The sequence below is a fragment of the Fusobacterium perfoetens genome, from assembly GCF_021531595.1.
In the GTDB taxonomy this organism is placed as follows: Bacteria; Fusobacteriota; Fusobacteriia; order Fusobacteriales; family Fusobacteriaceae; genus Fusobacterium_B.
On sequence record NZ_JADYUD010000009.1, the window covers coordinates 54086 to 77052 of the forward strand.

Genomic DNA, 22967 nt, shown 5'->3' on the forward strand with positions numbered 1-22967 from the left:
TTTTATAATTTTATATTTTTTATAAAATAGCTTGCAGAGATTTTTCTAAAATACCTGTAAGATAAGCTATAATCATTCCGTAGTTTGTAACTTGAACTCCTGCTCCATTACATTCGGCAATTCTATTTTCCATAGCTTTTCTAGTAATCATACACCCTCCACAATGAATGATAAGGTCAAAATCTCCAAGATTTTCTGGAAAATCTTTTCCCATAGAAAAAGAAAAATTAAAATGCTTTCCTGTTTTCTTTTGAAGAAGCATAGGTATTTTTACTCTCCCAATATCTTCATGGGAAGTATTATGTGAACATGTTTCAGCAATTAAAATTTTTGCTCCTTCTTTAAGATTTTTAATAACTTCAATTCCTTTTATAAATTTATTTAAATCTCCTTTTTGTTTTGCAAAAAGAATTGAAAAACTTGTAAGAGGATATCTGTCAGCAACTATTTTATCTACGATTTTAAATGCCTGCGAATCTGTTATTATAAGTTTTATATTTTTATTTTCTTCAAGAACTGAGGCAAGTTCAGTATCTCTTGTTACAATAGTTTTCACTCCGTTATCAAGAGCATCTCTTAATATTTGTACTTGTGGAAGAATAAGTCTTCCTTTTGGAGCTTCCGAATCTATAGGAACAACCATAACAACAGTATCCCCATATTCAACAATTCCTTTTAAAAGACTTGGTTCTTCTTCTAAAACATCTAGTTTTTCAATAAGAAGTTTTTTAAAATCAAGAACTGAATTTCTGTTTTTAGCAGAAACAAAATATAAGTCTTTAAGAATATTCTTTAGCTCTTCTTTCTTTTCATTGCTTATAGTCTCTTCTTTATTTATAACAGTTATGAAAGGAAGATTATATTTTTTTAAAAGGGAAATATTTTCATCATAGATTTTTTTATTAAAATCATTTCCATCAATGACATAGATAGCAAAATCAGATTTTTTAATTTCTTTTATTGTTTTTTCAATTCTTAATTTTCCAAGTTCACTATTATCATTAAATCCTGCAGTATCTATGAAAAGTACCGGACCAAAAGGAATAAGTTCCATAGCTTTTTTTACAGAATCAGTAGTAGTTCCTTTTATATCAGAGACAATAGAAATTTCTTGCTCGGTAATAGCATTAAGCAGAGAAGATTTTCCTGCATTTGTTGAACCTAAAAAAATTATATGGGTTCTGTTTGAGTTTGGTGTTATCTGCATTTTTCCCCCTTGGTTAAAATATTTCACAGCTTTTTATTATAACTGCTCCTGCATTTTTCATTTCTTGAAGAGCTTTTTCAGAATCATCAGGATTAATATTTACTCCTCTGCATCCATCAGCAACAAGATAAACTTTATATCCTAAAGAAAGAGCATCTAAAACAGTAAATTTTACACAATAATCTGTGGCAAGACCTAAAATATAAAGTGTATCTATATTATTTTCTTTTAAAATTTTATTAAGATTTGTTTCATGAACTTTATTATTATCAAAAAAACCACTGTATGAATCAACTTCAGGATCATTTCCCTTGTAGACAATATTTTTTATAGGTAAAAGTTCTTTGTGAAGTTCACTTCCTTTAGTATTTTCTATACAATGATCAGGCCACCATACTTGAGGAAGTCCGTTAAGTATTCCAAGTTCACCTATTTTAGTATTTGAAACAGAAGCAAAACTTTTATGATTTGCAGGATGCCAGTCTTTTGTGGCAATTATAAAATCATTTTTTATTTCAAATTTTTTTATCATATCATTAACAACAGGAATAATTTCAAGAGAATTTTTTACAGCAAGATTTCCTCCTTCACAGAAGTCATTCTGCACATCTATAATAAGCAGAGCTTTCATAAAATCATCAATCTCCTTTATAAAATATTTTACTTTTTTATAAAATTATATCACAAAAAAATTTAGAAAACTAATAATTCAAAGGTTTTTTGTTGACATTTTTATATATAGATGATAAAATGAAATGCTGTAAAATATGCACACTGACTATTTCTAAACTGGGTGCTTGAAAAAGTTGTTTAGTTTTGAGGTCAGTGGAGGGCAAAACCAAAAATATTAGGAGGAACAAAAATGGCAGTAGTAACTATGAAACAATTACTTGAGTCTGGAGTTCACTTCGGACACCAAGCAAAAAGATGGAATCCAAAGATGGCAAAATACATCTTCACAGAAAGAAACGGAATCCATGTAATTGATTTACACAAATCACTTAAAAAAATTGAGGAAGCTTATGAAGTAGTAAGAGAAATCGCTGCTCAAGGTGGAACAGTTCTTTTCGTAGGAACTAAAAAACAAGCTCAAGAAGCTATGAAAGACCAAGCTGAAAGATCTGGAATGTACTATGTAAACAACAGATGGCTTGGAGGAATGTTAACTAACTTTGAAACTATCAAAGGAAGAATAGCAAGATTAAAAGAATTAGACAGAATGGATAAAGATGGAACTTTAGATACAGCTTACACTAAAAAAGAAGCTGCTAACTTAAGAAAAGAGTTAGAAAAATTATCTAAAAACTTATCAGGAATTCAAGATATGCCAAGAATCCCAGATGCTTTATTCGTAGTTGATGTTAAGAAAGAAGCTTTAGCAGTAGCAGAAGCTGACCACTTAGGAATTCCAGTAATCGCTATGATCGACACTAATGTAGATCCAGATTTAATTACTTACCCAATTCCTGCAAACGACGACGCAATCAGATCAGTAAAATTAATGTCTACTTTAGTAGCTAACGCTATTATTGAAGGTAAACAAGGTGCTGAAGAAAAAGTTGTTGACGAAACAGCAGAAGTTACTGAAGAAGTAGCTGAAAATGGAGCAGCAGAATAATATAAATATAATTCCTGAACTTAAAGGAAATAAGGAGGATATATAGATGGAAATCACAGCTAAGATGGTAAAAGAACTTAGAGAGATGACTGGTGCCGGAATGATGGATTGTAAAAAGGCACTTCAAGAAAATGAAGGAAACTTTGACAAAGCTATTGACTACCTAAGAGAAAAAGGTATGGCAAAAGCTGTTAAAAAAGCTGGAAGAGTTGCAGCTGAAGGTCTAGTATTTGACGGTGTAACTGAAGATCATAAAACAGCTGTTGTTATTGAATTCAACGCTGAAACAGACTTCGTTGCTAAAAATGACGAATTCAAAAACTTTGGAAAATTATTAGTAGAAACTGCTTTAACAAGCCCAGTTTCTACAGTAGAAGAATTAAAAGCTGTTAAATTAGCTGACGGTTCTACAGTAGAAGAAAAATTAATCGCTCTTATTGCTAAAATAGGAGAAAATATGAATATCAGAAGAATGGAGAAAGTTACTACAACTGGATTCGTTACAACTTATAACCACTTAGGAGGAAAACTTGGTGTTATAGTTGAAATGTCAGCTGAAATGACTCCTGAAAGATTAGAAAGAGCTAAAGGAATAGCTATGCATGTTGCAGCTATGAACCCTACTTTCTTAAATTCAGCAGAAGTTACTCCAGAAGTTTTAGAACATGAAAAAGAAATTGCTAGAAAGCAATTAGAAATGGAAGGAAAACCAGCTAAAATTATAGAAAACATTCTTGTTGGAAAAATGAGAAAATTCTATGAAGAAAACTGTTTAGTAGATCAAATCTATGTTAAAGCAGAAGATAAAGAAACAGTTGCTAAATTTGCTGGAGATATGACAGTTCTTTCTTTCACAAGATTTAAAGTTGGAGACGGAATTGAGAAAAAAGTAGAAGATTTCGCAGCAGAAGTTGCAGCTCAAATCAAAGGATAGTTACTTCTAAGAACAATATTGGGGATGCAGCCTGCATCCCTATTTTTTTAAAATAATTAGGATTAAAAAATAGGAGGAGAAATGACACCTGTATATAAAAGAATATTACTTAAACTTAGTGGAGAAGCTTTGATGGGAGAACAAGAATTTGGAATATCTTCTGAAGTTATAACATCTTATGCAAAACAAATCAAAGAAATAGTTGATATGGGAGTAGAAGTTGGTATAGTTATAGGAGGAGGAAACATTTTCAGAGGACTTTCAGGAGAAGCTCAAGGAATGGACAGAGTAACAGGAGATCATATGGGAATGCTTGCTACTGTTATAAACTCTCTTGCACTTCAGAACTCAATAGAAAAATTAGGAGTTCCTACAAGAGTTCTTACTGCAATTGAAATGCCTCAAATTGCAGAGCCTTATATAAGAAGAAGAGCAGAAAGACATTTAGAAAAAGGAAGAGTTGTAATATTTGGTGCAGGAACAGGAAATCCATACTTTACAACAGATACAGCAGCAGTATTAAGAGCTATTGAAATTAATGCTGATGTAGTAATAAAAGCAACTAAAGTTGATGGTATTTATGATAAGGATCCTGTAAAATATGCAGATGCAGTAAAATACAACACTGTAACATACAGTGAAGTTTTAAATAAAAATCTTAAAGTAATGGACGCAGCAGCAATTTCTCTTTGCAGAGACAATAAACTGCCTCTTATTGTATTTAATTCTCTGGTAGAAGGAAATATTAAAAAAGTAGTTCTTGGTGAATGTAACTGTATCGGAACAAAAGTTATATAAAAAATTTTTTCAGGAGGAAAACATGAGCGTAGAAATTTTAATGAACGATTGTAAAGACAAAATGGCGAAAGCAATTGAAGCTACAAGACACAAGTTTACAGCTATCAGAGCAGGAAGAGCAAGTGTTGCTATGCTTGATGGAATAAAAGTTGAGCAGTATGGTTCTTTAATGTCTTTAAATCAAGTTGGGACAGTATCAGCTCCAGAACCTAGACTTCTAGTGATTGATCCGTGGGATAAATCAGTTATACCTGCAATAGAAAAAGCTATAATGGCTTCAAATGTAGGTCTTACTCCAAACAATGACGGAAGAGTTATAAGACTTATGGTTCCTGAACTTACAGCAGACAGAAGAAAAGAATATGTAAAACTTGCTAAAAAAGAAGCTGAAGAAGGAAAAGTAGCAGTAAGAAATATAAGAAAAGATATAAATAATGCTCTTAGAAGAGTTCAAAAAGATGAAGAAATAACAGAAGATGAATTAAAAAAATATGAAGAAGAAGTTCAAAAATTAACAGATAAAACTATAAAAGATATAGATGCTCTTCTTGCAGTAAAAGAAAAAGAAATAACAACTGTTTAATAAAAAACAGTTGCATATATCTTAAACTAGGAGTATAATCAAACTATCTGTTCGGTTAAAAAGATGTTTTATACTATAACTGAACCGACTTGATAATATTCTTGGAGGTTTTTGCAGTATGTTAAAAGGTACAGTAAAATGGTTTAATAAGGAAAAAGGATTTGGATTTATTACTTCTGAAGAAGGAAAAGACTATTTTGTTCATTTTTCAGGAATAGTAGGAGAAGGATTCAGAAGTCTTGAAGAAAATCAAGCAGTTACTTTTGAAGTAGAAGAAGGAGCAAAAGGTCCTATAGCTGTAAAAGTAACAGTAGCTTAATAAACCTTTAAAAAATAAAATTGATTTTTTAGATGAGAGGAAAAGTGTAAAACTTAATACTCTCATTTTTTTTATTTTTTAATCTAGAAATTAGAGAAAAAAGAAAAAATATAAAAGTGTCAAAAATTGTTCAAGATTAACACCAAAAAAGATAAAAAAATGTTCAGCAAGAAAATTGACAAGATGTGATTTATTGTTTAAAATTTAAACAGTGGAAAAAATAAAGATTGATATATTTTGAATGTTGTTGTGTAAAAAATTTTTAATAAATTATTGAGGTGATTGTGTGAAAAAGACTAAAATTGTTTGTACGATAGGACCAAAAACTGAATCTAAAGAAGTATTAAAACAACTTCTTGAAGCAGGAATGAATGTAATGAGATTAAACTTCTCTCATGGAGATTATGAAGAACATGGAAGAAGAATAAGCAACTTAAGAGAAGTTATGGCTGAAACTGGAATGAGAGCAGCTATATTACTTGATACAAAAGGACCTGAAATCAGAACTATAAAACTTGAAGGTGGAAATGATGTTTCTTTAGTAGCTGGACAAGAATTCACATTTACAACTGACAGAACTGTAATTGGAAATAATAAAATAGTTGCTGTTACTTACGAAGGACTTACTTCAGACTTAAAAGCAGGAGATACTGTTTTAGTAGATGATGGATTAATCGCTATGGAAGTTAAAGAAGTTTCTGGAAAAGAAGTAAAATGTATAGTAAAAAATAATGGAGATTTAGGAGAAAACAAAGGTATAAACTTACCAGGTGTTTCTGTAAACTTACCAGCTCTTGCTGAAAAAGATATAAATGACCTTAAATTTGGATGCGAACAAGGAATAGATTTTGTTGCAGCATCATTCATCAGAAAAGCTGAAGATGTTTTAGCAGTAAGAAAAGTATTATGTGAAAATGGTGGAGAAAATGTAAAAATTATCTCTAAAATAGAAAATCAAGAAGGATTAAATAACTTTGATTCTATTCTTGAAGTTACAGATGGTGTAATGGTTGCAAGAGGAGACCTTGGAGTAGAAATTCCAGTTGAAGAAGTTCCATTTGCACAAAAAATGATGATAGAAAAATGTAATGCAGCTGGAAAACCAGTTATAACAGCTACACAAATGCTTGACTCAATGATTAAAAACCCTAGACCTACAAGAGCAGAAGCTAATGATGTTGCAAATGCAATCATAGATGGTACAGATGCTGTAATGCTTTCTGGAGAAACTGCAAAAGGAAAATATCCAGTTGAAGCTGTAAAAGTAATGGCAAGAATAGCTGAAAAAACAGATCCATTAATTTATACAAATGTAGATTTTGAAAATGAAGAATCTACAATAACAGAAGCTGTGGCAAAAGGAACAGTAGATGTTGCAGAAGCTCTTGAAGCAAAATTAATAGTTGTTGGAACAGGAACAGGAAGAGCTGCAAAAAGCTTAAGAAAATATTTCCCAACAGCAAGAATCTTAGCATTAACTAACTCTCAAACAACAGCTAATCAATTATTACTAAGCAGAGGAGTTTCATCAGTAGTAGCTGAAAAACCTGAAAGTTTAGACTGCTTCTTTAAACAAGCTGAAAGAGAAGCTGTAGCAAGTGGATTAGTAAAAAGCGGAGATATCATTGTAGTAACTTGTGGAGAACAAGTATATGTTCAAGGAACAACTAACACAATGAAAGTTATCAAAGTAAAATAATAAAAAAATATAATAGTATAAATCTTTGAAATAAGTTAAAATATAATTAATATAATAATATTTTAAAAAATATATCTGCTATCTGTGAGATGGCAAAGAGGAGGAAAAAGGCAATGACAAGAATTATTGATGTAATCGCTAGAGAAATACTTGACTCAAGAGGAAATCCTACAGTTGAAGTTGATGTAGTATTAGAGTGCGGAGCAAAAGGAAGAGCTGCTGTTCCATCTGGAGCATCAACTGGAGCTTACGAAGCTGTAGAATTAAGAGATAACGATAAATCAAGATACTTAGGAAAAGGTGTTTTAACAGCAGTTAAAAATGTTAACACTGAAATCAAAGAAGCTATCTTAGGAATGGATGCTTTAGATCAAGTAAGAATAGATAAAACTATGATCGCTTTAGACGGAACTCCAAATAAAGGAAGATTAGGAGCAAACGCTATATTAGGTGTTTCTCTTGCAGTAGCTAAAGCTGCAGCAGAAGCTTTAGGAATGCCATTATACAAATACTTAGGAGGAGTAAATACTACTGAATTACCTCTACCTATGATGAACATTCTAAACGGAGGATCTCATGCTGACTCTGCAGTTGATGTGCAAGAGTTCATGATTCAACCAGTTGGAGCTTCTAACTTCATGGAAGCTATGAGAATGGGTTGTGAAGTATTCCACCACTTAGGAAAATTATTAAAAGCAAACGGAGACTCTACTAATGTAGGAAACGAAGGTGGATATGCTCCTGCTAAAATAAATGGAACAGAAGGAGCTTTAGACCTTATGGTTGAAGCTATCAAAAAAGCTGGATATGAACCAGGAAAAGACATCACTTTCGCAATGGATGCTGCATCAAGTGAATTCTGTAAAGAAGTAGCACCTGGAAAATTTGAATACCATTTTGAAAGAGAAGGAGGAGTTACTAGAACTTCTGAAGAAATGGTTGAATGGTATGCAGGACTTGTAGAAAAATATCCAATCAAATCAATAGAAGATGGATTAGGAGAAGACGACTGGGCTGGTTGGCAATTATTAACAGCTAGACTTGGAGATAAAGTTCAATTAGTTGGAGACGACTTATTCGTAACTAATACTGAAAGACTTAAAAAAGGAATTGAATTAAAAGCAGCTAACTCAATCTTAATCAAACTTAACCAAATAGGATCTTTAACTGAAACTTTAGATGCTATTGAAATGGCTAAGAGAGCTGGAATGACTGCAGTTGTTTCTCATAGATCTGGAGAAACTGAAGATGCTACAATAGCTGACATAGCTGTTGCAACAAATGCAGGACAAATCAAAACTGGTTCAACTTCAAGAACTGACAGAATGGCTAAATATAACCAATTATTAAGAATTGAAGAAGAATTAGGAGATATGGCTCAATACAAAGGAATGGATGTATTCTACAACCTTTCTAAATAGTTGAAAAATTTAAGTTAGAATAAACGGGCGGCGAAACAGCCGCCTTTTTATATTTATAAGAAATGTTATAAAATTATAAAAACTAAAAAATTTTTTAATAAATATAAAATATCAGTACACTTTTTTTAGTTATGGAAAAAAAGAGCATATTATGATAGAATTTAGTAGATTAAGTGAGGTGATAGCTTGGAAAAAATACTAAATGTTCCCAATCATATTGCCATTATAATGGATGGTAATGGAAGATGGGCAAAAAATCAAAATAAGCCAAGAGTTTTTGGACATAAGGCAGGAGCAAATACTTTAAGAAAATTAATGGAATATTGTAATAAAATAGGTGTGACTTATTTAACTGTCTATGCTTTTTCTACTGAAAATTGGAAAAGATCACAGGAAGAAGTGGATGCTCTTATGTTTCTTTTTAAAAGTTATATAAAATCAGAAAGAGAAAATCTTTTAAAAAATAAAATAAGATTTATGGTTTCAGGAAGAGAAGAAGGAGTAAACCCATCTTTAATGGAAGCTATAAAGGAACTTGAAGAAGTGACTTCAAAAGACTATGAAATGACTCTTAACATAGCTTTTAATTATGGTGGAAGGGCAGAGATAATAGATGCAGTAAATAAAATTTTAAAAGATGGAAAAGCTTCTGTAACAGAAGAAGAGTTTTCAAAATATCTTTATAATGATATTCCTGATCCTGACTTGGTAATAAGAACAAGTGGAGAATTTAGAATTTCAAATTTCCTGCTTTGGCAGATAGCATATTCTGAAATATATATCACAGATAAATATTGGCCTGATTTTGATGAAGAAGAGATGGATAAAGCTCTTTTAAGTTATAGTAAAAGAGAAAGAAGATTTGGAGGAAGATTAGATGTTAAATAGAATACTAGTAGCATTGGTAGGAATACCAGTTTTGATGTATGTGTATTACAGCGGAGGAATTCCTCTTCTTGTTTTTACTAATGCAGTGATAGGTATAGGATTGTATGAATTTTATAAGATGTCAGAACTTGCAGGACAAAAACCTTTTTCAAAATTAGGAATATGTGCAGGTCTTGTAATACCAAATCTTATTTATTTTTCAGATCCTTTAAAAATGGATGTTTTTATACTTTTACCTCTTACAGCCCTTATCATATGCACTATGGGGATAAGAATTTTTGAAAATAAAGTAGAAAATGCAAGTATTGATATAGGAGTAACAGCTTTAGGTGTTGCTTATATATCTGTATTATTCAGTCATATTATATTACTGACTTATCTTCCTGATGGAGGAAAATGGCTTATAGCTGTTCAGGTAATGGTATGGGTATGTGACAGTGCTGCGTATTTTGTAGGAATAAATATAGGAAGAAAATTCTTTAAAGAGGGATTTAGTATAATAAGCCCTAAAAAATCAAAAGAAGGCGCAATAGGAGCTATAGTTTTTACAATAGCAGCAATATGTCTTATAAATATGAAGTTTAAACTTCTGTCTGAAAATTATTTTATTGTTGCTGTTTTAGGTTTTCTTGTAAGTATTGTTGCACAAATTGGGGATCTTGCAGAATCTATGTTTAAAAGAGAGTTTAAAATAAAAGATTCAGGAAGAATACTAGGAGAACACGGGGGAATTTTAGACAGATTTGATAGTATGATATTTGTCGTTCCTACAGTTTATTATATTTTAAAAATATTTGTTTATTAATAGTTTTTTGAAGGGAAGTAGTTTTAAATATGAAAAATATAACTATATTAGGGTCAACAGGGAGCATAGGAACAAATGCTCTTGAAGTCATAAGACAAAAAAGAGATGAATTTAATGTAGTTGCACTGAGTGGTCATACAAATTATAAGCTTATAATTGAGCAGATAGAAGAATTTAATCCGAAATATGTATCAATAGGAACAGAAGAAGGATTTAAAGCAATAAAAGAAAAATTTCCTGAAATAAAGTTATTTTTGGGAAGAGAAGGTCTTAAACAATTAGGCCAGCTGGAAGAAACAGATATAATTCTTACAGCAGTAAGTGGAGTTATAGGAATAGAAGCTACAGTTGAAGCTATAAAAAAAGGAAAGCGTATAGCTCTTGCTAATAAAGAGACGATGGTTGCAGGAGGAGTTTATATAAGAAAACTTCTTAAAGAATATCCAAAAGCAGAAATTATTCCTGTGGACAGTGAGCATTCAGCACTTTTCCAATCTCTTTCTGCTGGAAAGAGAAAAGATGTAAAAAATCTTATTATAACAGCCAGTGGTGGTTCTTTTAGAGGTAAAAAGAGAGAAGAACTTAAAGATATAACAGTGGCTGATGCATTAAAACATCCTAAATGGTCAATGGGTAAAAAAATAACAATAGATTCATCAACTCTTGTAAACAAAGGTCTTGAAGTTATAGAAGCCCATGAACTTTTTGGAATAGATTATGACAGAATAAAAGTAGCAGTTCATCCTCAGAGTATTGTTCATTCTCTTGTAGAATATAATGATAATGCAATGATAGCACAACTTGGAGCTACAGACATGAAACTTCCTATACAGCTTGCATTTACTTACCCAGAAAGAGAAGAAAGTAAAGCTCTTGATGTTCTTGATTTAATGAGAGTAGGAGCACTTACTTTTGAAGAACCTGATATGGAAACTTTTAAAGGACTTCCTCTTGCTTATAAAGCAGGAAAAATTGGAGGGACAATGACAGCTGTTTTTAATGCTGCCAATGAAGTTGCAGTAGAGCTTTTTATGAAGGAAAAGATAAAATTCTTAGAGATATATGATATTATTGAAAAAGCTATGGAGAATCATATTCCTGAAGAAGTAAAAGATCTAGAAACAATTTTAAAAGCAGATCAGAATACAAGAAACTGGGTTTATGAAAAATATGGAAAGTAACAGAGAGGTAAAAAGAATGGGAAAACTAATCGTTATAGAAGGAACAGATTCCAGTGGTAAGGAAACACAGACTAAAAAATTATATGAAAGACTGGCTGCAGAGGGAATGAATGTTATGAAAATAACTTTTCCAAACTATGAAAGTCCAGCATGTGCTCCTGTAAAAATGTATCTTGCAGGAGAATTTGGATCATCTGCATTAAGTGTAAATCCATATCCTGCTTCTGCAATGTATGCTATAGACAGATATGCATCATATAAAAAAGATTGGGAAAATTTTTATAAATCTGGAGGAATAGTTATAACAGATAGATATACTCAGTCAAATATGATTCATCAAGGTTCTAAAATAGATAGTCAAGAAGAAAAAGAAAATTATATGAAATGGCTTGTAGATTTAGAATTTAATAAAATGGAAATTCCAAAACCAGATATGATTCTTTTTATTAATATGCCTTTTGAGTTTGCTCAAGAACTTATGAAAAATAGGGAAAATAAAATTACAGGAGAAATGAAGAAAGACATACATGAAAAAGATAAAGAATATATGAAGAAGTCATATATTAATGCGTGTGAAATTGCAAAGTCTGAAGGTTGGACAGAAATTTTATGTGTAAAAGATGGAAAACTTAAAACTATAGAAGAAATATCAGATGATATTTTTAATATTGTAAAAAATGAAGTTTTTGGAGGATAAATGAAGATACTGATTTCCCTGCTTGTGCTGGGAATAATAATAATGATTCATGAACTTGGGCATTTTTTAAGTGCCAAATTTTTTAAAATACCTGTTTCAGAATTTGCTGTAGGAATGGGGCCAGAAGTTTATACTTATGAAGGAAAAGAAACTAAGTATGCATTTAGATCTATTCCAATAGGAGGATTTGTTAATATAGAAGGAATGGAACCTGATGACGATATTGAAGGAGGATTTAACAAAAGAAATCCTTTTGTAAGATTTGTTGTCTTATTTGCAGGAGTTTTTATGAACTTTCTTTTAGCTTATATGATTGTTTTTGGAATGACAATAAGTCAGGGAGAGGTAGTTCTTAATCCAAATCCTGTAATAGGTGCTGTTTCAGAAGCTTCTCAAAATACATTTAAAAAAGGGGATAAAATCCTTAAAATAGAAGACTATAAAGTTGAGAAATGGTCAGAAATAAGAGGAATAATTTCAAAATTAGAAGATAAAGAAAAACCAAAAATAGTTATAGTAGAAAGAGATAATAAAGAAGAAACTCTTGAGGCAAAACTTAATCAAGGGTCAGATGGGAATTATTATCTTGGAATTTTACCAGACTATAAAATAGAAAAATTAGGTATAGGAGAAAGTCTTAAGCTAAGTGCAAGAGGATTTGTAAATATTTTTAAAGAAATACTTAATAGTTTTAAAATGATTGTCTCAGGAAAAGTAAGCAGAAATGATATAAGTGGGCCTATAGGAATAGTAAATATTGTAGGAGAAGCCAGTGAGCAGGGAGTTTTTTCTATAATATGGATAATGGCTGTTTTATCAATAAATGTTGGGATATTTAATCTTCTACCTTTTCCTGCTTTAGATGGAGGAAGAATAATTTTTGTTATACTTGAAATGTTTGGTATAAAAGTTAATAAAAAGGTTGAAGAAACAGTTCACAAGGTAGGAATACTTATATTATTCATTTTGATTATTTTTATTACTACAAATGATTTTTTTAACCTTGCTGGAAGATAGAACTCTTATAGGTGTCTTATTTTAGCAGAATGAGAGTTCACTAAAAAATCAAAAACTTATAAAAATAGTACAGAAAAATGAAAAAAGTATTGAAAAAATACAGAATATCTATTATAATACAAATAGTATAGAAAGTAAAATTGTGTATAAAAATTAAATTTAATATAGGAGGTCGAGATGAAAAAATCGATTTTGGCTATTTCAGAAAGAAAAGAGGTATTAAAAGAGCTTAGAAAAGAACTGTTAAAGTATTATGAAGTTATAACTTTCAATAATCTTTTAGATGGACTTGATATGCTTAGAGAAAGTGACTTTGATGTTGTAATATTAGATCAGTATTTAACATGGTTTAATTTCTCAGATGCTAAGAAAAAATTAAATGGTGTGGGGAAAGAATTTGTTACTATTGGATTAATTGATGAAGAAACAGATGAAGTTCTTGAAGAACTTGATAAAGCAGGAATTTATAGCTATGCTGTAAAACCAATAAACGGAGAGGCTATTGTAAAATTAATTAAGCCTGCTCTTGTAAATGTTGAAACTATAAAAAAATATAAAAAATTAAAAGAAAAAGTAACTGAGCTTGAAGAACAAAAGGAAATTGTAGGGCAGTCTATAAAAATAAAAGAAGTTAAATCTAAAATAGATAAAATTGCTTCAACAGATCTTCCTATATTAATTACAGGTGAGGGAGGAGTTGGAAAAACTCTTGTAGCAAGAGAGATTTACAGAAAAAGTGACAGAAGAAAGAAAGATTATGTTACTATGAACTGTGGAACAATGACAAGTGAAACTCTTGAAAGAGAACTTTTTGGTTATGAAAGAGGAGCTTTCCCAGGAGCAATTTCAAGTAAAAAAGGTATTCTTGAGGAAATAGATGGAGGAACTCTATTCTTAGATGAAATTGCTGGAATAGATATTAAAATTCAAACTAAAATTTTAAGAGTTATAGAGTATGGTGAGTATAAAAGAGTTGGAGGAACAAGAGCAAAAAGAGTAGATGTAAGATTTATTGTTTCTACTGACAAAGACTTAAGAGATGAAATAGAAAAAGGAAAATTCAGAAAAGATTTATACCATAGATTAACTGGATTTAAAGTAGAAGTTCCACCTTTAAGAGAAAGAAAAGAAGATATTCCTTTACTTTCTAACTATTTTATAAATGGAATAGCAAAAGATCTTAACAGACCTATTCCAGTTCTTTCAGGTGAAGTTATGAAATATTTAATGGAATATTCATTCCCTGGAAATATAAGAGAATTAAGAAATATGCTTGAAAGAATGATAATTTTATCTGATGAAAAAATTATTGGAGTGGAAAATCTTCCTCTTGAAATAAAAATGAAATCAGATACAGTTGAAAATAAAACTGTTATAGGATTAGGACCTTTAAAAGATATTCTTGAAAAAGAAATATTCAGTCTTGATGATGTTGAAAGAGTTGTTATTGCTATGGCTCTTCAAAGAACTAGATGGAATAAACAAGAAACAGCTAAAATACTTGGAATAGGAAGAACAACATTATACGAAAAAATAAGAAAATACAAATTAGATGACAAATAAAAATAATTAAGGAGAGAAACTTCCATGGCAATCAGAAAATTCAGAAGTAAAATGAAGCCTATTGTAATAGTTATTACATTAGCATTTGCTTTATCATCATTAATAGCTGCATACTACTCAATGTCATCTCAGCTTTCAATGAAAAATTATGCTTTTAAAGTAAATGGAGAAAAAGTTGATGCAGTTAATATAGCAAGAGCAAAAAATATGATTTCAGCAAATCTTCAAAACAGAGGAGATGATAAAATCATAGAAACTTTAGCAGTGGATCAGGCAGTAGAAGACGAGCTTGTTCAACAAATGGCTGATAACTTGAAAATTAAAGTATCAGGTTCAGATGTAAATAAAGAATACGAAGCTATAGAAAACAGAGTAAAAGATAAGGAACAGTTTAAAAGAATGCTTCAGGCTCAAGGATATACTAAAGCTTCTTTTAAAAAAGAGATTGAAAGATCACTAAAAAGAATGAAAGTTTTAGAAATGTTTGCAGAGAATGCTAAAGTAAGTGATGAAGATGTTTTAAAAATGTATAATGAAAATAAGTATACTATGTTTTCAGGAGCAGATTTTGAAACTATAAAAGATGGATTAAAAAAATCTTTAATGCAGACAGAAGGAAACAGAGAGTTTTATAAAGAACTTCAAAGAATGAAAAAAAATATGAAACTTGATGATATAAGAGATCAGTTTGTAGGATTTGAAGAAAAAGTTCAGACTACAAAAGATGGTGTGGATTTCACAAATGTAGATTACAGTAAAGTGTATGTGCAATTCCTTGCAGGAGGGGTAAAACCTGAAGATGCAGCAGCTCAAATAGATCAGGCATTATCATATCAGGCTAAAATACTTAATAAAGCTAAGGAATATAATGTAGAAACAGATGAAGAACTTCCTGTTTTAATAAGAGTTGAAGATGCTTATGAAGGGCTTGCTGAGAAATTTAAATCACAAGTAAAATATACAAATGAAGACTTAATGAAATATTTTAAAGAAAATAAAGCTAAATATGATGTATATCCTTCAGCAGATGCCTATATAGCAGTTTTAAAACCTGAACCTTCTCAGGCAGATAAAGATGCAGCTAAAGCTAAAGCAGAAAAAATTATGAAAACTGTAACAACAGAAAATTTTGCAGCTAAAGCAAAATCTGAATCAGATTGTCCTAGTGCTTCAAGAGGAGGAGATCTTGATTGGTTTGGTAAAGGTCAAATGGTTCCTGAATTTGAAAAAGCAGCTTTCAGTGGAAAAAAAGGAGAAATCTATCCTGAAATAGTAGGAACAGATTTTGGTCAACATATAATATATGTAACAGATAAAAATGAAGCAGAGGATAAAGTAAAAGCAAGTCATATTCTTGTAGCTTATAAAGTATCTGATACTACTATGAATGAAACATTGAAAGAAGTTCAGAGTGCAGGAGAAAAAATTTCTTCAGGAGAAATAAGTTTTAAAGATCTTCCTAGAGATAAATATACAGGAGGAAGTTTATTTGAAAATATAAGTGAAACAGGTTATATTCCTGGAATAGGATTCAATGAAGAGCTTGCAAAAGCTATTTATAAAGCTCCTCTTCAAAAGGTAGAAGTTTTAAAATCTGGTGACAACATATTCTTATTCCAAAAAACAAGAGAAAACAAATATCAATCAGCTGAATTTTCTCAAGTGAAAGACAGAGTAATAAATGAATATGTAAATCAAAAATCTCTTGAAAAACTAAATTCTGTATTTGAAAAATAAAGTAAAAATATAGTTTGTCAACTTGGAGGGAAAGATGGCAGTAGAAATAAATTTACAAAAAGGAGATTTAATTAAAAAAGGATTTGTAGGATTCAGTTGGACTACATTTTTCTTTGGATTCTTCGTTCCATTATTTAGAGGAGACTGGTTATGGCTTGTTATAATGCTACTTTTAGGATTTGCAAGCTGTGGAATAGCAAATATTATACTAGCCTTTCTATATAATAAATTTTATACAAGCAGGCTTTTAGAAAATGGATGGTATCCTGCTGATGATTTTTCAAGAAATATGTTAATAAATAAGGGGATTTTAAAAAATTAAATTCTTTTTATTAAAAATATTTAAAAAGAAAAAGGATAGATTTTCTATCCTTTTTTTTGCCAGAGATATAATAAAATTTGCTTATTGAAAAAAAATGTACTATACTTAATAGTGGAAAAATATCATATAAGTTTTTCACTTTATGTATTGGAGAACCTGATGAAATATAGATCGGAAGATATTGACAATTTAATAAACCAGTTAAAAATAGAAGAAGTGGTTGGAGAAGTAGTTGAGCTGAAAAAATCTGGAGCAAACTACAAAGGTCTTTGTCCTTTTCATCAGGATACTACTCCTTCTTTTTCGGTTAGTCCGAGCAAAAACATATGTAAATGTTTTTCTTGCGGAGCAGGTGGGAATCCTGTGAAATTTTATTCAGAATATTATAAAATACCTTTTGAAGAAGCAGCTGAACAGCTTGCTAAAAAATATAATATTCCTTTAAGAGCATATAGAATAAATAGCAGGCAAGAAAAGGAAAATGATAAATATTATAGAATAATGAATGAGGCTCACAGATTTTTTCAAGATAAAATTTTTGAAAATGAAGGAAGAGGAGCCTTGGAATATCTTGCAGGAAGAGGAGTTAATCCTAAATTTATAAGAGAAAATGAACTTGGTTTTGCTCCAAATAGTTGGAATGAACTTTATGATTATCTTGTAGTGAAAGGATTTAATAAAGAGGATATTCTTTCTTTAGGACTAGCAAAAGAAGGGGATAAAGGAATATATGATGCTTTTAGAAACAGAATAATGTTTCCTATTTATTCCCCTCAGGGAAGCATCATTGCTTTTGGTGGAAGAACTTTAGAAAATAACAAAGAAATTCCTAAATATATAAACTCTCCAGATACTCCAATATTTAAAAAAGGAAAAAATCTTTATGGAATAAAGGAAAAAGGGAATATTCTTAGAAAAAAGAATTACTCGCTTCTTATGGAAGGATATATGGATGTATTATCAGCTCATCTCTATGGTTTTGATGTTGCTCTTGCATCCTTAGGAACGGCTTTTACTTTAGAACAGGGACAGCTTTTAAAGCGTTATACTAATAATGTCATATTGTCTCTTGATATGGATAAAGCAGGACAAAGTGCTACAGAAAAAACAGCCTTTATTCTTAAAAATTTAGGCTTTAATATAAGAGTGCTGAACTTTCAAAATGCAAAAGATCCTGACGAATTTTTAAAGAAATATGGTAAAGAAGAGTTTCTGAAAGCAGTAAAAAACTCTCTTGAAATTTTTGACTTTCTTTATGAAATGTATTCAAAAGAATATGATTTATCAAATATAATGTCAAAGCAAAAATTCATAGAAAGATTTAAGGAATTTTTTCAGAATGTAGAATCAGATCTTGAAAAAACTCTCTATCTTGATAAATTATCAAAAGCTGTTAATATAGATAAATCAATACTTCAAAATATACTTATAGACAATAATAATTACAGAGAGATGAAGTCTTCTACATATTACGAAGAAAGAGAACAAAAAGATAAAAATGTAGCGGCCAATACTCTTGAAGATATAACAATAGAACTCATACTAGCAAATATAGATTATTATGAGTACTTTAAAGATAAAAATGCTGAGACTCCTCTGTGCAGAAAAATGTTTGATTTTTTCAAAAAAATGAAGGAAGCAAATATAGAGGATATGAGTGGAAAATCTCTGAAAGAATATTTAAATTCAGGGATATTTTCTCAGGCAGAAGCTGAAAAAATTTTTATGCTGAATATGTATTCAATAACAGATTATAGTGACATGAAAAAAAGAGAAACAGATTTAAAAGAAATTTTTGTGTCATGGTTCAGAAAGGAATTAAAATCAGCACAGGAAGCAAGAGGAAATATAATGGTGTATTTAAAACTTAAAAAGATAGAAGAAGAACTTTATTTTGACTTAAGTTTTAATGAAATTTTAGAAAAGTATGAAAAGTTTAAAAATATTTTATTAGGAAATAATATATTATAGAGGAGGCGCTTCATTGATGAAGGAGTTTATTAAAAATGAAAAAGTTTTAGGATTACTTCGTAAAGCTATACAAGAGAAAACGATAACATACGAAGAAATAAACAGAGAATTAAAAGATGAACTTCCTGTTGACAAAATAGAATACCTTATAGAAGGTATGATAGACCAAGGTATAGATATTGTAAAAGAAGAAGACTTAAAAAAAGATTTGGATGATGAATTTGATGAAAAAAAATATGAAGAATTTTCAAAAAAATCATTTATAGATGATGACGAAGATGATTTTGGAGATTTTGATGATTTAGATCTTGATGAAGATGACATGGATATAGATTCAATTGAAGAAATTTCAAGAGATGAACTTCTTGATGATGAGCTTCTTAATATATCAGGAGATATGGGTGTAGACGAACCTATAAAAATGTATCTTAGAGAAATTGGACAGATTCCTCTTTTAAATCATAATGAAGAATTAGAATATGCAAAAAGGGCTTATGAAGGTGATGAGTTTGCAGCAAAACAACTTGTAGAAGCAAACTTAAGACTTGTTGTAAGTATTGCTAAAAAACATACTAATAGAGGTCTTAAACTTCTTGATTTAATTCAGGAAGGAAATATTGGTCTTATGAAAGCAGTAGAAAAATTTGAATATACAAAAGGATATAAGTTTTCTACTTATGCAACTTGGTGGATAAGACAAGCTATAACAAGAGCAATAGCAGATCAAGGAAGAACTATAAGAATTCCTGTTCACATGATAGAGACAATAAATAAAATTAAAAAAGAAGCAAGAATTTATCTTCAAGAAACAGGAAGAGATGCAACAGCAGAAGTTCTTGCAAAAAGACTTGGAATGGAAGTTGAAAAAGTAAAAGCTATTCAGGAAATGAACCAAGATCCTATCTCTCTTGAAACTCCTGTAGGAAGTGAAGAGGATAGTGAATTAGGAGATTTCGTAGAGGATAATAAAATGTTAAATCCTTATGAACTTACTAACAGAGTTCTTTTAAGAGAACAACTTGATGAAGTTCTTGATACTTTAAACAACAGAGAAAAACAAGTTCTTAGATATAGATATGGTCTTGATGACGGAGCACCTAAGACACTTGAAGAAGTAGGAAAGATTTTTAAAGTAACAAGAGAAAGAATAAGACAGATAGAAGTGAAAGCTCTTAGAAAACTTAGACATCCAAGCAGAAGAAAGAAACTTGAAGATTTCAAACAAAAATAAAGACATAAAAGAATAGGAGCGAAAAAAAGCTCCTATTTTTCTTAATAACAAAGATTTTATAATAAAAAAGGAGATACAATGACATTAGAAAACTTTGAAAAAATGGTAACAGAGAAGTATAGAGATGATAATGATTTTGCAGAATTTTTAAGAGAAAATCCTGATTTTACTCTTGAATTAGAAAGAGAAAATGAATTTTTATCAAAAGTATCTTTTGATGAAGATGAACTTTCAGAGGATACAGCTTTAAGTTATTTAGAAGAGATAAATCTTACAGAAGAAATGAGTGATGATGAAAGAGAAGAACTTTTAGAAAATCTTGATGATGAAAATGTAAGAGAGAAAATAGTTTTAGATAATCTTCCAGAAGCAGCAAGAATAGGTCTTTATTTTTGTAGACAGGGAGTTGAATATATAGAGCTTGTTCAAGAAGGAACAATGGGTATAATTAAGGCAATTAATAATTATACATATGATGCAGGAAATTTTAAAAAATATGTTTCTTTATGGATAGGAAAAGAAATGGCAGTAGCTGTTGAAGATAAATTTGAACAGACAAAAACAGAATTTCTTTATTATATGACTAAAACTCATATGGATGAAGTTGAAATAACAGAAGAGGAAAAAGATAAAAAAATAAAAGCTGTAGAGAGAACAACAATAGATGATGTTCCTTTTAAACTTGGAGAAAAAGAAATAAAAATAATAGAGCTTTATTTTGGACTTGGTAAGGAAAAAAGATATTCAATATTAGATATAGAAAAAGAACTTTCTCTTGTGAAAGATACAGGAGAGGCTGCATTTTATAATGCTTTAGGAAAAATTTCAAGTATAGGAGGAAGAATGTTTGTAATATGAAACTAAGTGAAATTATAAGCAGACTTGAAGAAAAGTTTCCAAGACAGAATGCAGAAAGCTGGGATAATGTGGGACTGTTAATTGGAAATAGAGAAAGTGAAATTAAAAATATTCAAATTTCTCTTGATGTAACTGTAAAAGCAGTGGAAAAAGCTGTAGAGAATAAAGTGGATCTTATTATTTCTCACCATCCTTTTATATTTTCTCCTTTAAAAGAGATTAACAACGATACAGTTATAGGGGATAAAATTTTAAAATTGATTGAAAATAAGATTGCAGTTTATTCTCTTCATACTAACTTGGATTCTTCTGAGTTTGGGCTTAATGATTTTGTTGGAGAGAAATTAGGGTTTAATAAAGGGAAAATCATAGATCCTGTAAAAGAAAATTTATATAAAGGTGAAATTTATATAAGTTCAGAATTTGTAGAAGATAAACTAAAAAATGAAAAAATAGATTTTAAGATTGAAAAAACAGAAAATGGAAATAAAATTATATTTGTAGGAAAAAAACAAGAAGTATATAGTGCAGTAGAAAATTTTAAAAGAAAGTTATCGGTTGATAATATATATATTTATGAACTTGATAATAAATATATTGAAAAAGGTATAGGAAGAATTTATTCTCTGCCTAAAAAAGAAAAACTTACGGAGTTTATAAAGAAAATTAAAGAAAATTTGAATCTTGAAAATGTAAAAGTAGCTGGTTATGATATAGAAAATGCTGAAATAAAGAAAGTGGCTGTTGTTAATGGAACAGGAAGCAGTTATTGGAAAAAAGCGAAAAGAATGGGAGCTGATATTCTTATAACAGGAGATTTAAAATACCATGAAGCTCTTGATGCACAAGAAGATGGAATGTATATTCTTGATGTAGGACATTATGAAAGTGAGCATTTTTTTCATATGATAATAGGGGATATTTTGGAAAATTTTTCAGGAATAGAGTATTATGTATTTAATGATGAACCTGCAATGAAATATATATAATATTAAGGAGTTTATATGAAAAAGATAATATTTGCGTTTTTTATGGCTGTAAGTTGTCTTTCTTTTGGAGAACTTAAAGATAATATAGGATTGTTTTCAGAAGAGGAAGCAGCTACTATCAATACAGCAATAGCAAAAGTTGAAAAAGAAAAAGAAATAAAAGTTTATCTTAATACAGTTATAGGAGAAGAGAGTTTTCAGCTTGAGAATCCACAGAAAACTTTTATAATAACATATCAAAAAATAGGAAAAGATATAGTTGTAACAGAATTGAAATTTACAGAAGATTTAAAAATGGGAGATAAGGCACAAGAAATAGACCTTGTACTTGATTCATTGAAAGAGCAGCTTTTTGAAAAAAATTATGCAGCATATACAACGGCTCTTTTAGAACAGATAAGTACATTGATTCCACTTGAAGATAAATCAGAAGAGGGAGATGGACAGAATTTCCCTGAAGATAGTGGCGAAACAAAAAAAGGATTTTTTAGAAGAGTTTTTTCAAGAAATCCATAGAAATTATTAAAAGTTTGTGATATGATATTTGGGTATGTAAAAGAAAAAATTAAATAATAACAGGTACCATAGTTAATCGCTTGAATATATCAAGAGGAAAGTCCGGGCTCCGTAGAGCAAGAGGGCAGCTAACGGCTGCTGAGAGAAATTTTAAGGAAAGTGCCACAGAAAATAGACCGCCCTTTTAAAGGGTAAGGGTGAAAAGGTGGTGTAAGAGACCACCAGTTCTTTAGGAAACTAAAGAAGCTTGGTAAACCCCCTCTGGAGCAAGACTAAATTGGAAAGGTTAAGGGCTGCTCGTCCAGCTTTCAGGGTAAGTTGCTTGAACTTTTAAGTAATTAAAAGTCTAGATAAATGATTAGCACATACAAAACCCGGCTTATATGGTGCCTGTTTTTTATTTTTTAGAAAATAAAATTTTAAAAAAATAAAAAATATTCTAATTTAATTAGACGCTGATTTATAAGGGATAGTTTAAATTTTGTAAAAATAAAATAAAATTTTTTAATATTTTTTCAAAAAAGTTGTTGACGGATTTCAGATATTGTGGTATTATACATCTTGTCCGTGAGAAACAGGACAAAGCAAATAACTAAGGACATTAACAACAGAA

22 protein-coding genes and 1 other RNA gene are annotated in these 22967 nt (G+C 30.1%); 21 read left to right on the top strand and 2 right to left on the bottom strand.

The genetic code is table 11. The features are described from left to right. Nucleotides 1–19: 19 nt before the first annotated feature. Together hydF and pncA are read right to left on the bottom strand one after the other, a co-directional pair. The gene (hydF, locus tag I6E17_RS06725; protein ID WP_235236303.1) at nucleotides 20–1207 is read right to left on the bottom strand and encodes a [FeFe] hydrogenase H-cluster maturation GTPase HydF; all 1188 of its coding nucleotides are present in this window, start codon (nucleotides 1205–1207) and stop codon (nucleotides 20–22) included. A 13-nt stretch (nucleotides 1208–1220) separates the two neighbouring features. Beyond that, nucleotides 1221–1838 (bottom strand): bifunctional nicotinamidase/pyrazinamidase, encoded by a 618-nt coding sequence (pncA, locus tag I6E17_RS06730; RefSeq protein WP_176829370.1) that lies wholly within the window; start codon nucleotides 1836–1838, stop codon nucleotides 1221–1223. Between the two features lie 231 nt (nucleotides 1839–2069). Between pncA and rpsB the strand changes: the two genes are divergently transcribed. From rpsB to rnpB, 21 genes are all read left to right on the top strand, one after another. Next, nucleotides 2070–2825, top strand: a complete 756-nt coding sequence (gene rpsB / locus I6E17_RS06735; RefSeq protein WP_176829369.1) for a 30S ribosomal protein S2 — start codon at nucleotides 2070–2072, stop codon at nucleotides 2823–2825. A 46-nt stretch (nucleotides 2826–2871) separates the two neighbouring features. Beyond that, the gene (gene tsf / locus I6E17_RS06740; RefSeq protein WP_176829368.1) at nucleotides 2872–3759 is read left to right on the top strand and encodes a translation elongation factor Ts; all 888 of its coding nucleotides are present in this window, start codon (nucleotides 2872–2874) and stop codon (nucleotides 3757–3759) included. A gap of 81 nt (nucleotides 3760–3840) precedes the next feature. Beyond that, entirely contained in the window at nucleotides 3841–4557 is a 717-nt protein-coding gene (pyrH, locus tag I6E17_RS06745; protein ID WP_176829367.1) for a UMP kinase, read from the top strand. Between the two features lie 22 nt (nucleotides 4558–4579). Continuing rightward, nucleotides 4580–5140, top strand: coding sequence for a ribosome recycling factor (gene frr, locus I6E17_RS06750; RefSeq protein ID WP_235236304.1), 561 nt, complete (start codon nucleotides 4580–4582; stop codon nucleotides 5138–5140). A gap of 118 nt (nucleotides 5141–5258) precedes the next feature. Continuing rightward, nucleotides 5259–5459: a cold-shock protein gene (locus I6E17_RS06755; RefSeq protein ID WP_176829365.1), complete on the top strand. Its 201-nt coding sequence runs from the start codon at nucleotides 5259–5261 to the stop codon at nucleotides 5457–5459. Between the two features lie 286 nt (nucleotides 5460–5745). Then, nucleotides 5746–7158 carry a pyruvate kinase PykF gene (gene pykF / locus I6E17_RS06760; RefSeq protein WP_235236306.1) on the top strand — a complete coding sequence of 471 codons (1413 nt, stop codon included), beginning with the start codon at nucleotides 5746–5748 and terminating at the stop codon, nucleotides 7156–7158. A gap of 113 nt (nucleotides 7159–7271) precedes the next feature. Continuing rightward, on the top strand, nucleotides 7272–8579 hold the full coding sequence (gene eno, locus I6E17_RS06765) for a phosphopyruvate hydratase (RefSeq protein WP_176829363.1): 1308 nt from the start codon (nucleotides 7272–7274) through the stop codon (nucleotides 8577–8579). A gap of 186 nt (nucleotides 8580–8765) precedes the next feature. After that, a complete protein-coding gene (gene uppS / locus I6E17_RS06770) occupies nucleotides 8766–9467 on the top strand; it encodes a polyprenyl diphosphate synthase (RefSeq protein WP_176829362.1) in 702 nt (233 codons plus the stop codon). Beyond that, nucleotides 9457–10272, top strand: a complete 816-nt coding sequence (locus I6E17_RS06775) for a phosphatidate cytidylyltransferase (protein WP_235236308.1) — start codon at nucleotides 9457–9459, stop codon at nucleotides 10270–10272. The genes uppS and I6E17_RS06775 overlap by 11 nt, the downstream gene beginning before the upstream one ends. Before the next feature lie 29 nt (nucleotides 10273–10301). Next, nucleotides 10302–11453, top strand: coding sequence for a 1-deoxy-D-xylulose-5-phosphate reductoisomerase (gene dxr / locus I6E17_RS06780; protein WP_235236310.1), 1152 nt, complete (start codon nucleotides 10302–10304; stop codon nucleotides 11451–11453). Nucleotides 11454–11469: 16 nt separating this feature from the next. Beyond that, nucleotides 11470–12150 carry a dTMP kinase gene (locus I6E17_RS06785; protein WP_176829359.1) on the top strand — a complete coding sequence of 227 codons (681 nt, stop codon included), beginning with the start codon at nucleotides 11470–11472 and terminating at the stop codon, nucleotides 12148–12150. Then, complete coding sequence (locus I6E17_RS06790) at nucleotides 12151–13167, top strand: M50 family metallopeptidase (protein WP_235236312.1); 1017 nt, start codon at nucleotides 12151–12153, stop codon at nucleotides 13165–13167. It abuts the gene before it with no gap. Nucleotides 13168–13344: 177 nt separating this feature from the next. After that, nucleotides 13345–14730: a sigma-54-dependent transcriptional regulator gene (locus I6E17_RS06795; RefSeq protein WP_176829357.1), complete on the top strand. Its 1386-nt coding sequence runs from the start codon at nucleotides 13345–13347 to the stop codon at nucleotides 14728–14730. A gap of 24 nt (nucleotides 14731–14754) precedes the next feature. Next, nucleotides 14755–16467, top strand: a complete 1713-nt coding sequence (locus I6E17_RS06800; RefSeq protein WP_235236314.1) for a peptidylprolyl isomerase — start codon at nucleotides 14755–14757, stop codon at nucleotides 16465–16467. Between the two features lie 34 nt (nucleotides 16468–16501). Beyond that, nucleotides 16502–16789 (top strand): HrgC protein, encoded by a 288-nt coding sequence (locus tag I6E17_RS06805; protein WP_176829355.1) that lies wholly within the window; start codon nucleotides 16502–16504, stop codon nucleotides 16787–16789. A 159-nt stretch (nucleotides 16790–16948) separates the two neighbouring features. Further along, nucleotides 16949–18760 (top strand): DNA primase, encoded by a 1812-nt coding sequence (dnaG, locus tag I6E17_RS06810; protein WP_235236316.1) that lies wholly within the window; start codon nucleotides 16949–16951, stop codon nucleotides 18758–18760. Nucleotides 18761–18776: 16 nt separating this feature from the next. Beyond that, entirely contained in the window at nucleotides 18777–19991 is a 1215-nt protein-coding gene (rpoD, locus tag I6E17_RS06815) for an RNA polymerase sigma factor RpoD (RefSeq protein ID WP_176829353.1), read from the top strand. Nucleotides 19992–20069: 78 nt separating this feature from the next. Then, the gene (locus I6E17_RS06820) at nucleotides 20070–20849 is read left to right on the top strand and encodes a sigma factor (protein WP_176829352.1); all 780 of its coding nucleotides are present in this window, start codon (nucleotides 20070–20072) and stop codon (nucleotides 20847–20849) included. After that, nucleotides 20846–21838: a Nif3-like dinuclear metal center hexameric protein gene (locus I6E17_RS06825; RefSeq protein WP_176829351.1), complete on the top strand. Its 993-nt coding sequence runs from the start codon at nucleotides 20846–20848 to the stop codon at nucleotides 21836–21838. Before I6E17_RS06820 ends, I6E17_RS06825 begins: the two co-directional genes overlap by 4 nt. Before the next feature lie 15 nt (nucleotides 21839–21853). Beyond that, entirely contained in the window at nucleotides 21854–22354 is a 501-nt protein-coding gene (locus I6E17_RS06830; protein ID WP_235236318.1) for a hypothetical protein, read from the top strand. 59 nt (nucleotides 22355–22413) lie between these two features. Beyond that, an RNA gene (gene rnpB / locus I6E17_RS06835) (RNase P RNA component class A) lies at nucleotides 22414–22752 on the top strand. The last annotated feature ends 215 nt before the right edge of the window (nucleotides 22753–22967 follow it).

Coding starts and splice junctions, on each gene's coding strand:
- I6E17_RS06755 (WP_176829365.1), top strand. CDS start 5,259: ATGTTAAAAGGTACAGTAAAATGGTTTAATAAGGAAAAAGGATTTGGA.
- I6E17_RS06820 (WP_176829352.1), top strand. CDS start 20,070: ATGACATTAGAAAACTTTGAAAAAATGGTAACAGAGAAGTATAGAGAT.
- rpsB (WP_176829369.1), top strand. CDS start 2,070: ATGGCAGTAGTAACTATGAAACAATTACTTGAGTCTGGAGTTCACTTC.
- tsf (WP_176829368.1), top strand. CDS start 2,872: ATGGAAATCACAGCTAAGATGGTAAAAGAACTTAGAGAGATGACTGGT.
- dnaG (WP_235236316.1), top strand. CDS start 16,949: ATGAAATATAGATCGGAAGATATTGACAATTTAATAAACCAGTTAAAA.
- pncA (WP_176829370.1), bottom strand. CDS start 1,838: ATGAAAGCTCTGCTTATTATAGATGTGCAGAATGACTTCTGTGAAGGA.
- pyrH (WP_176829367.1), top strand. CDS start 3,841: ATGACACCTGTATATAAAAGAATATTACTTAAACTTAGTGGAGAAGCT.
- I6E17_RS06830 (WP_235236318.1), top strand. CDS start 21,854: ATGAAAAAGATAATATTTGCGTTTTTTATGGCTGTAAGTTGTCTTTCT.
- I6E17_RS06825 (WP_176829351.1), top strand. CDS start 20,846: ATGAAACTAAGTGAAATTATAAGCAGACTTGAAGAAAAGTTTCCAAGA.
- eno (WP_176829363.1), top strand. CDS start 7,272: ATGACAAGAATTATTGATGTAATCGCTAGAGAAATACTTGACTCAAGA.
- I6E17_RS06785 (WP_176829359.1), top strand. CDS start 11,470: ATGGGAAAACTAATCGTTATAGAAGGAACAGATTCCAGTGGTAAGGAA.
- frr (WP_235236304.1), top strand. CDS start 4,580: ATGAGCGTAGAAATTTTAATGAACGATTGTAAAGACAAAATGGCGAAA.
- hydF (WP_235236303.1), bottom strand. CDS start 1,207: ATGCAGATAACACCAAACTCAAACAGAACCCATATAATTTTTTTAGGT.
- I6E17_RS06805 (WP_176829355.1), top strand. CDS start 16,502: ATGGCAGTAGAAATAAATTTACAAAAAGGAGATTTAATTAAAAAAGGA.
- I6E17_RS06795 (WP_176829357.1), top strand. CDS start 13,345: ATGAAAAAATCGATTTTGGCTATTTCAGAAAGAAAAGAGGTATTAAAA.
- I6E17_RS06790 (WP_235236312.1), top strand. CDS start 12,151: ATGAAGATACTGATTTCCCTGCTTGTGCTGGGAATAATAATAATGATT.
- rpoD (WP_176829353.1), top strand. CDS start 18,777: ATGAAGGAGTTTATTAAAAATGAAAAAGTTTTAGGATTACTTCGTAAA.
- I6E17_RS06775 (WP_235236308.1), top strand. CDS start 9,457: ATGTTAAATAGAATACTAGTAGCATTGGTAGGAATACCAGTTTTGATG.
- I6E17_RS06800 (WP_235236314.1), top strand. CDS start 14,755: ATGGCAATCAGAAAATTCAGAAGTAAAATGAAGCCTATTGTAATAGTT.
- dxr (WP_235236310.1), top strand. CDS start 10,302: ATGAAAAATATAACTATATTAGGGTCAACAGGGAGCATAGGAACAAAT.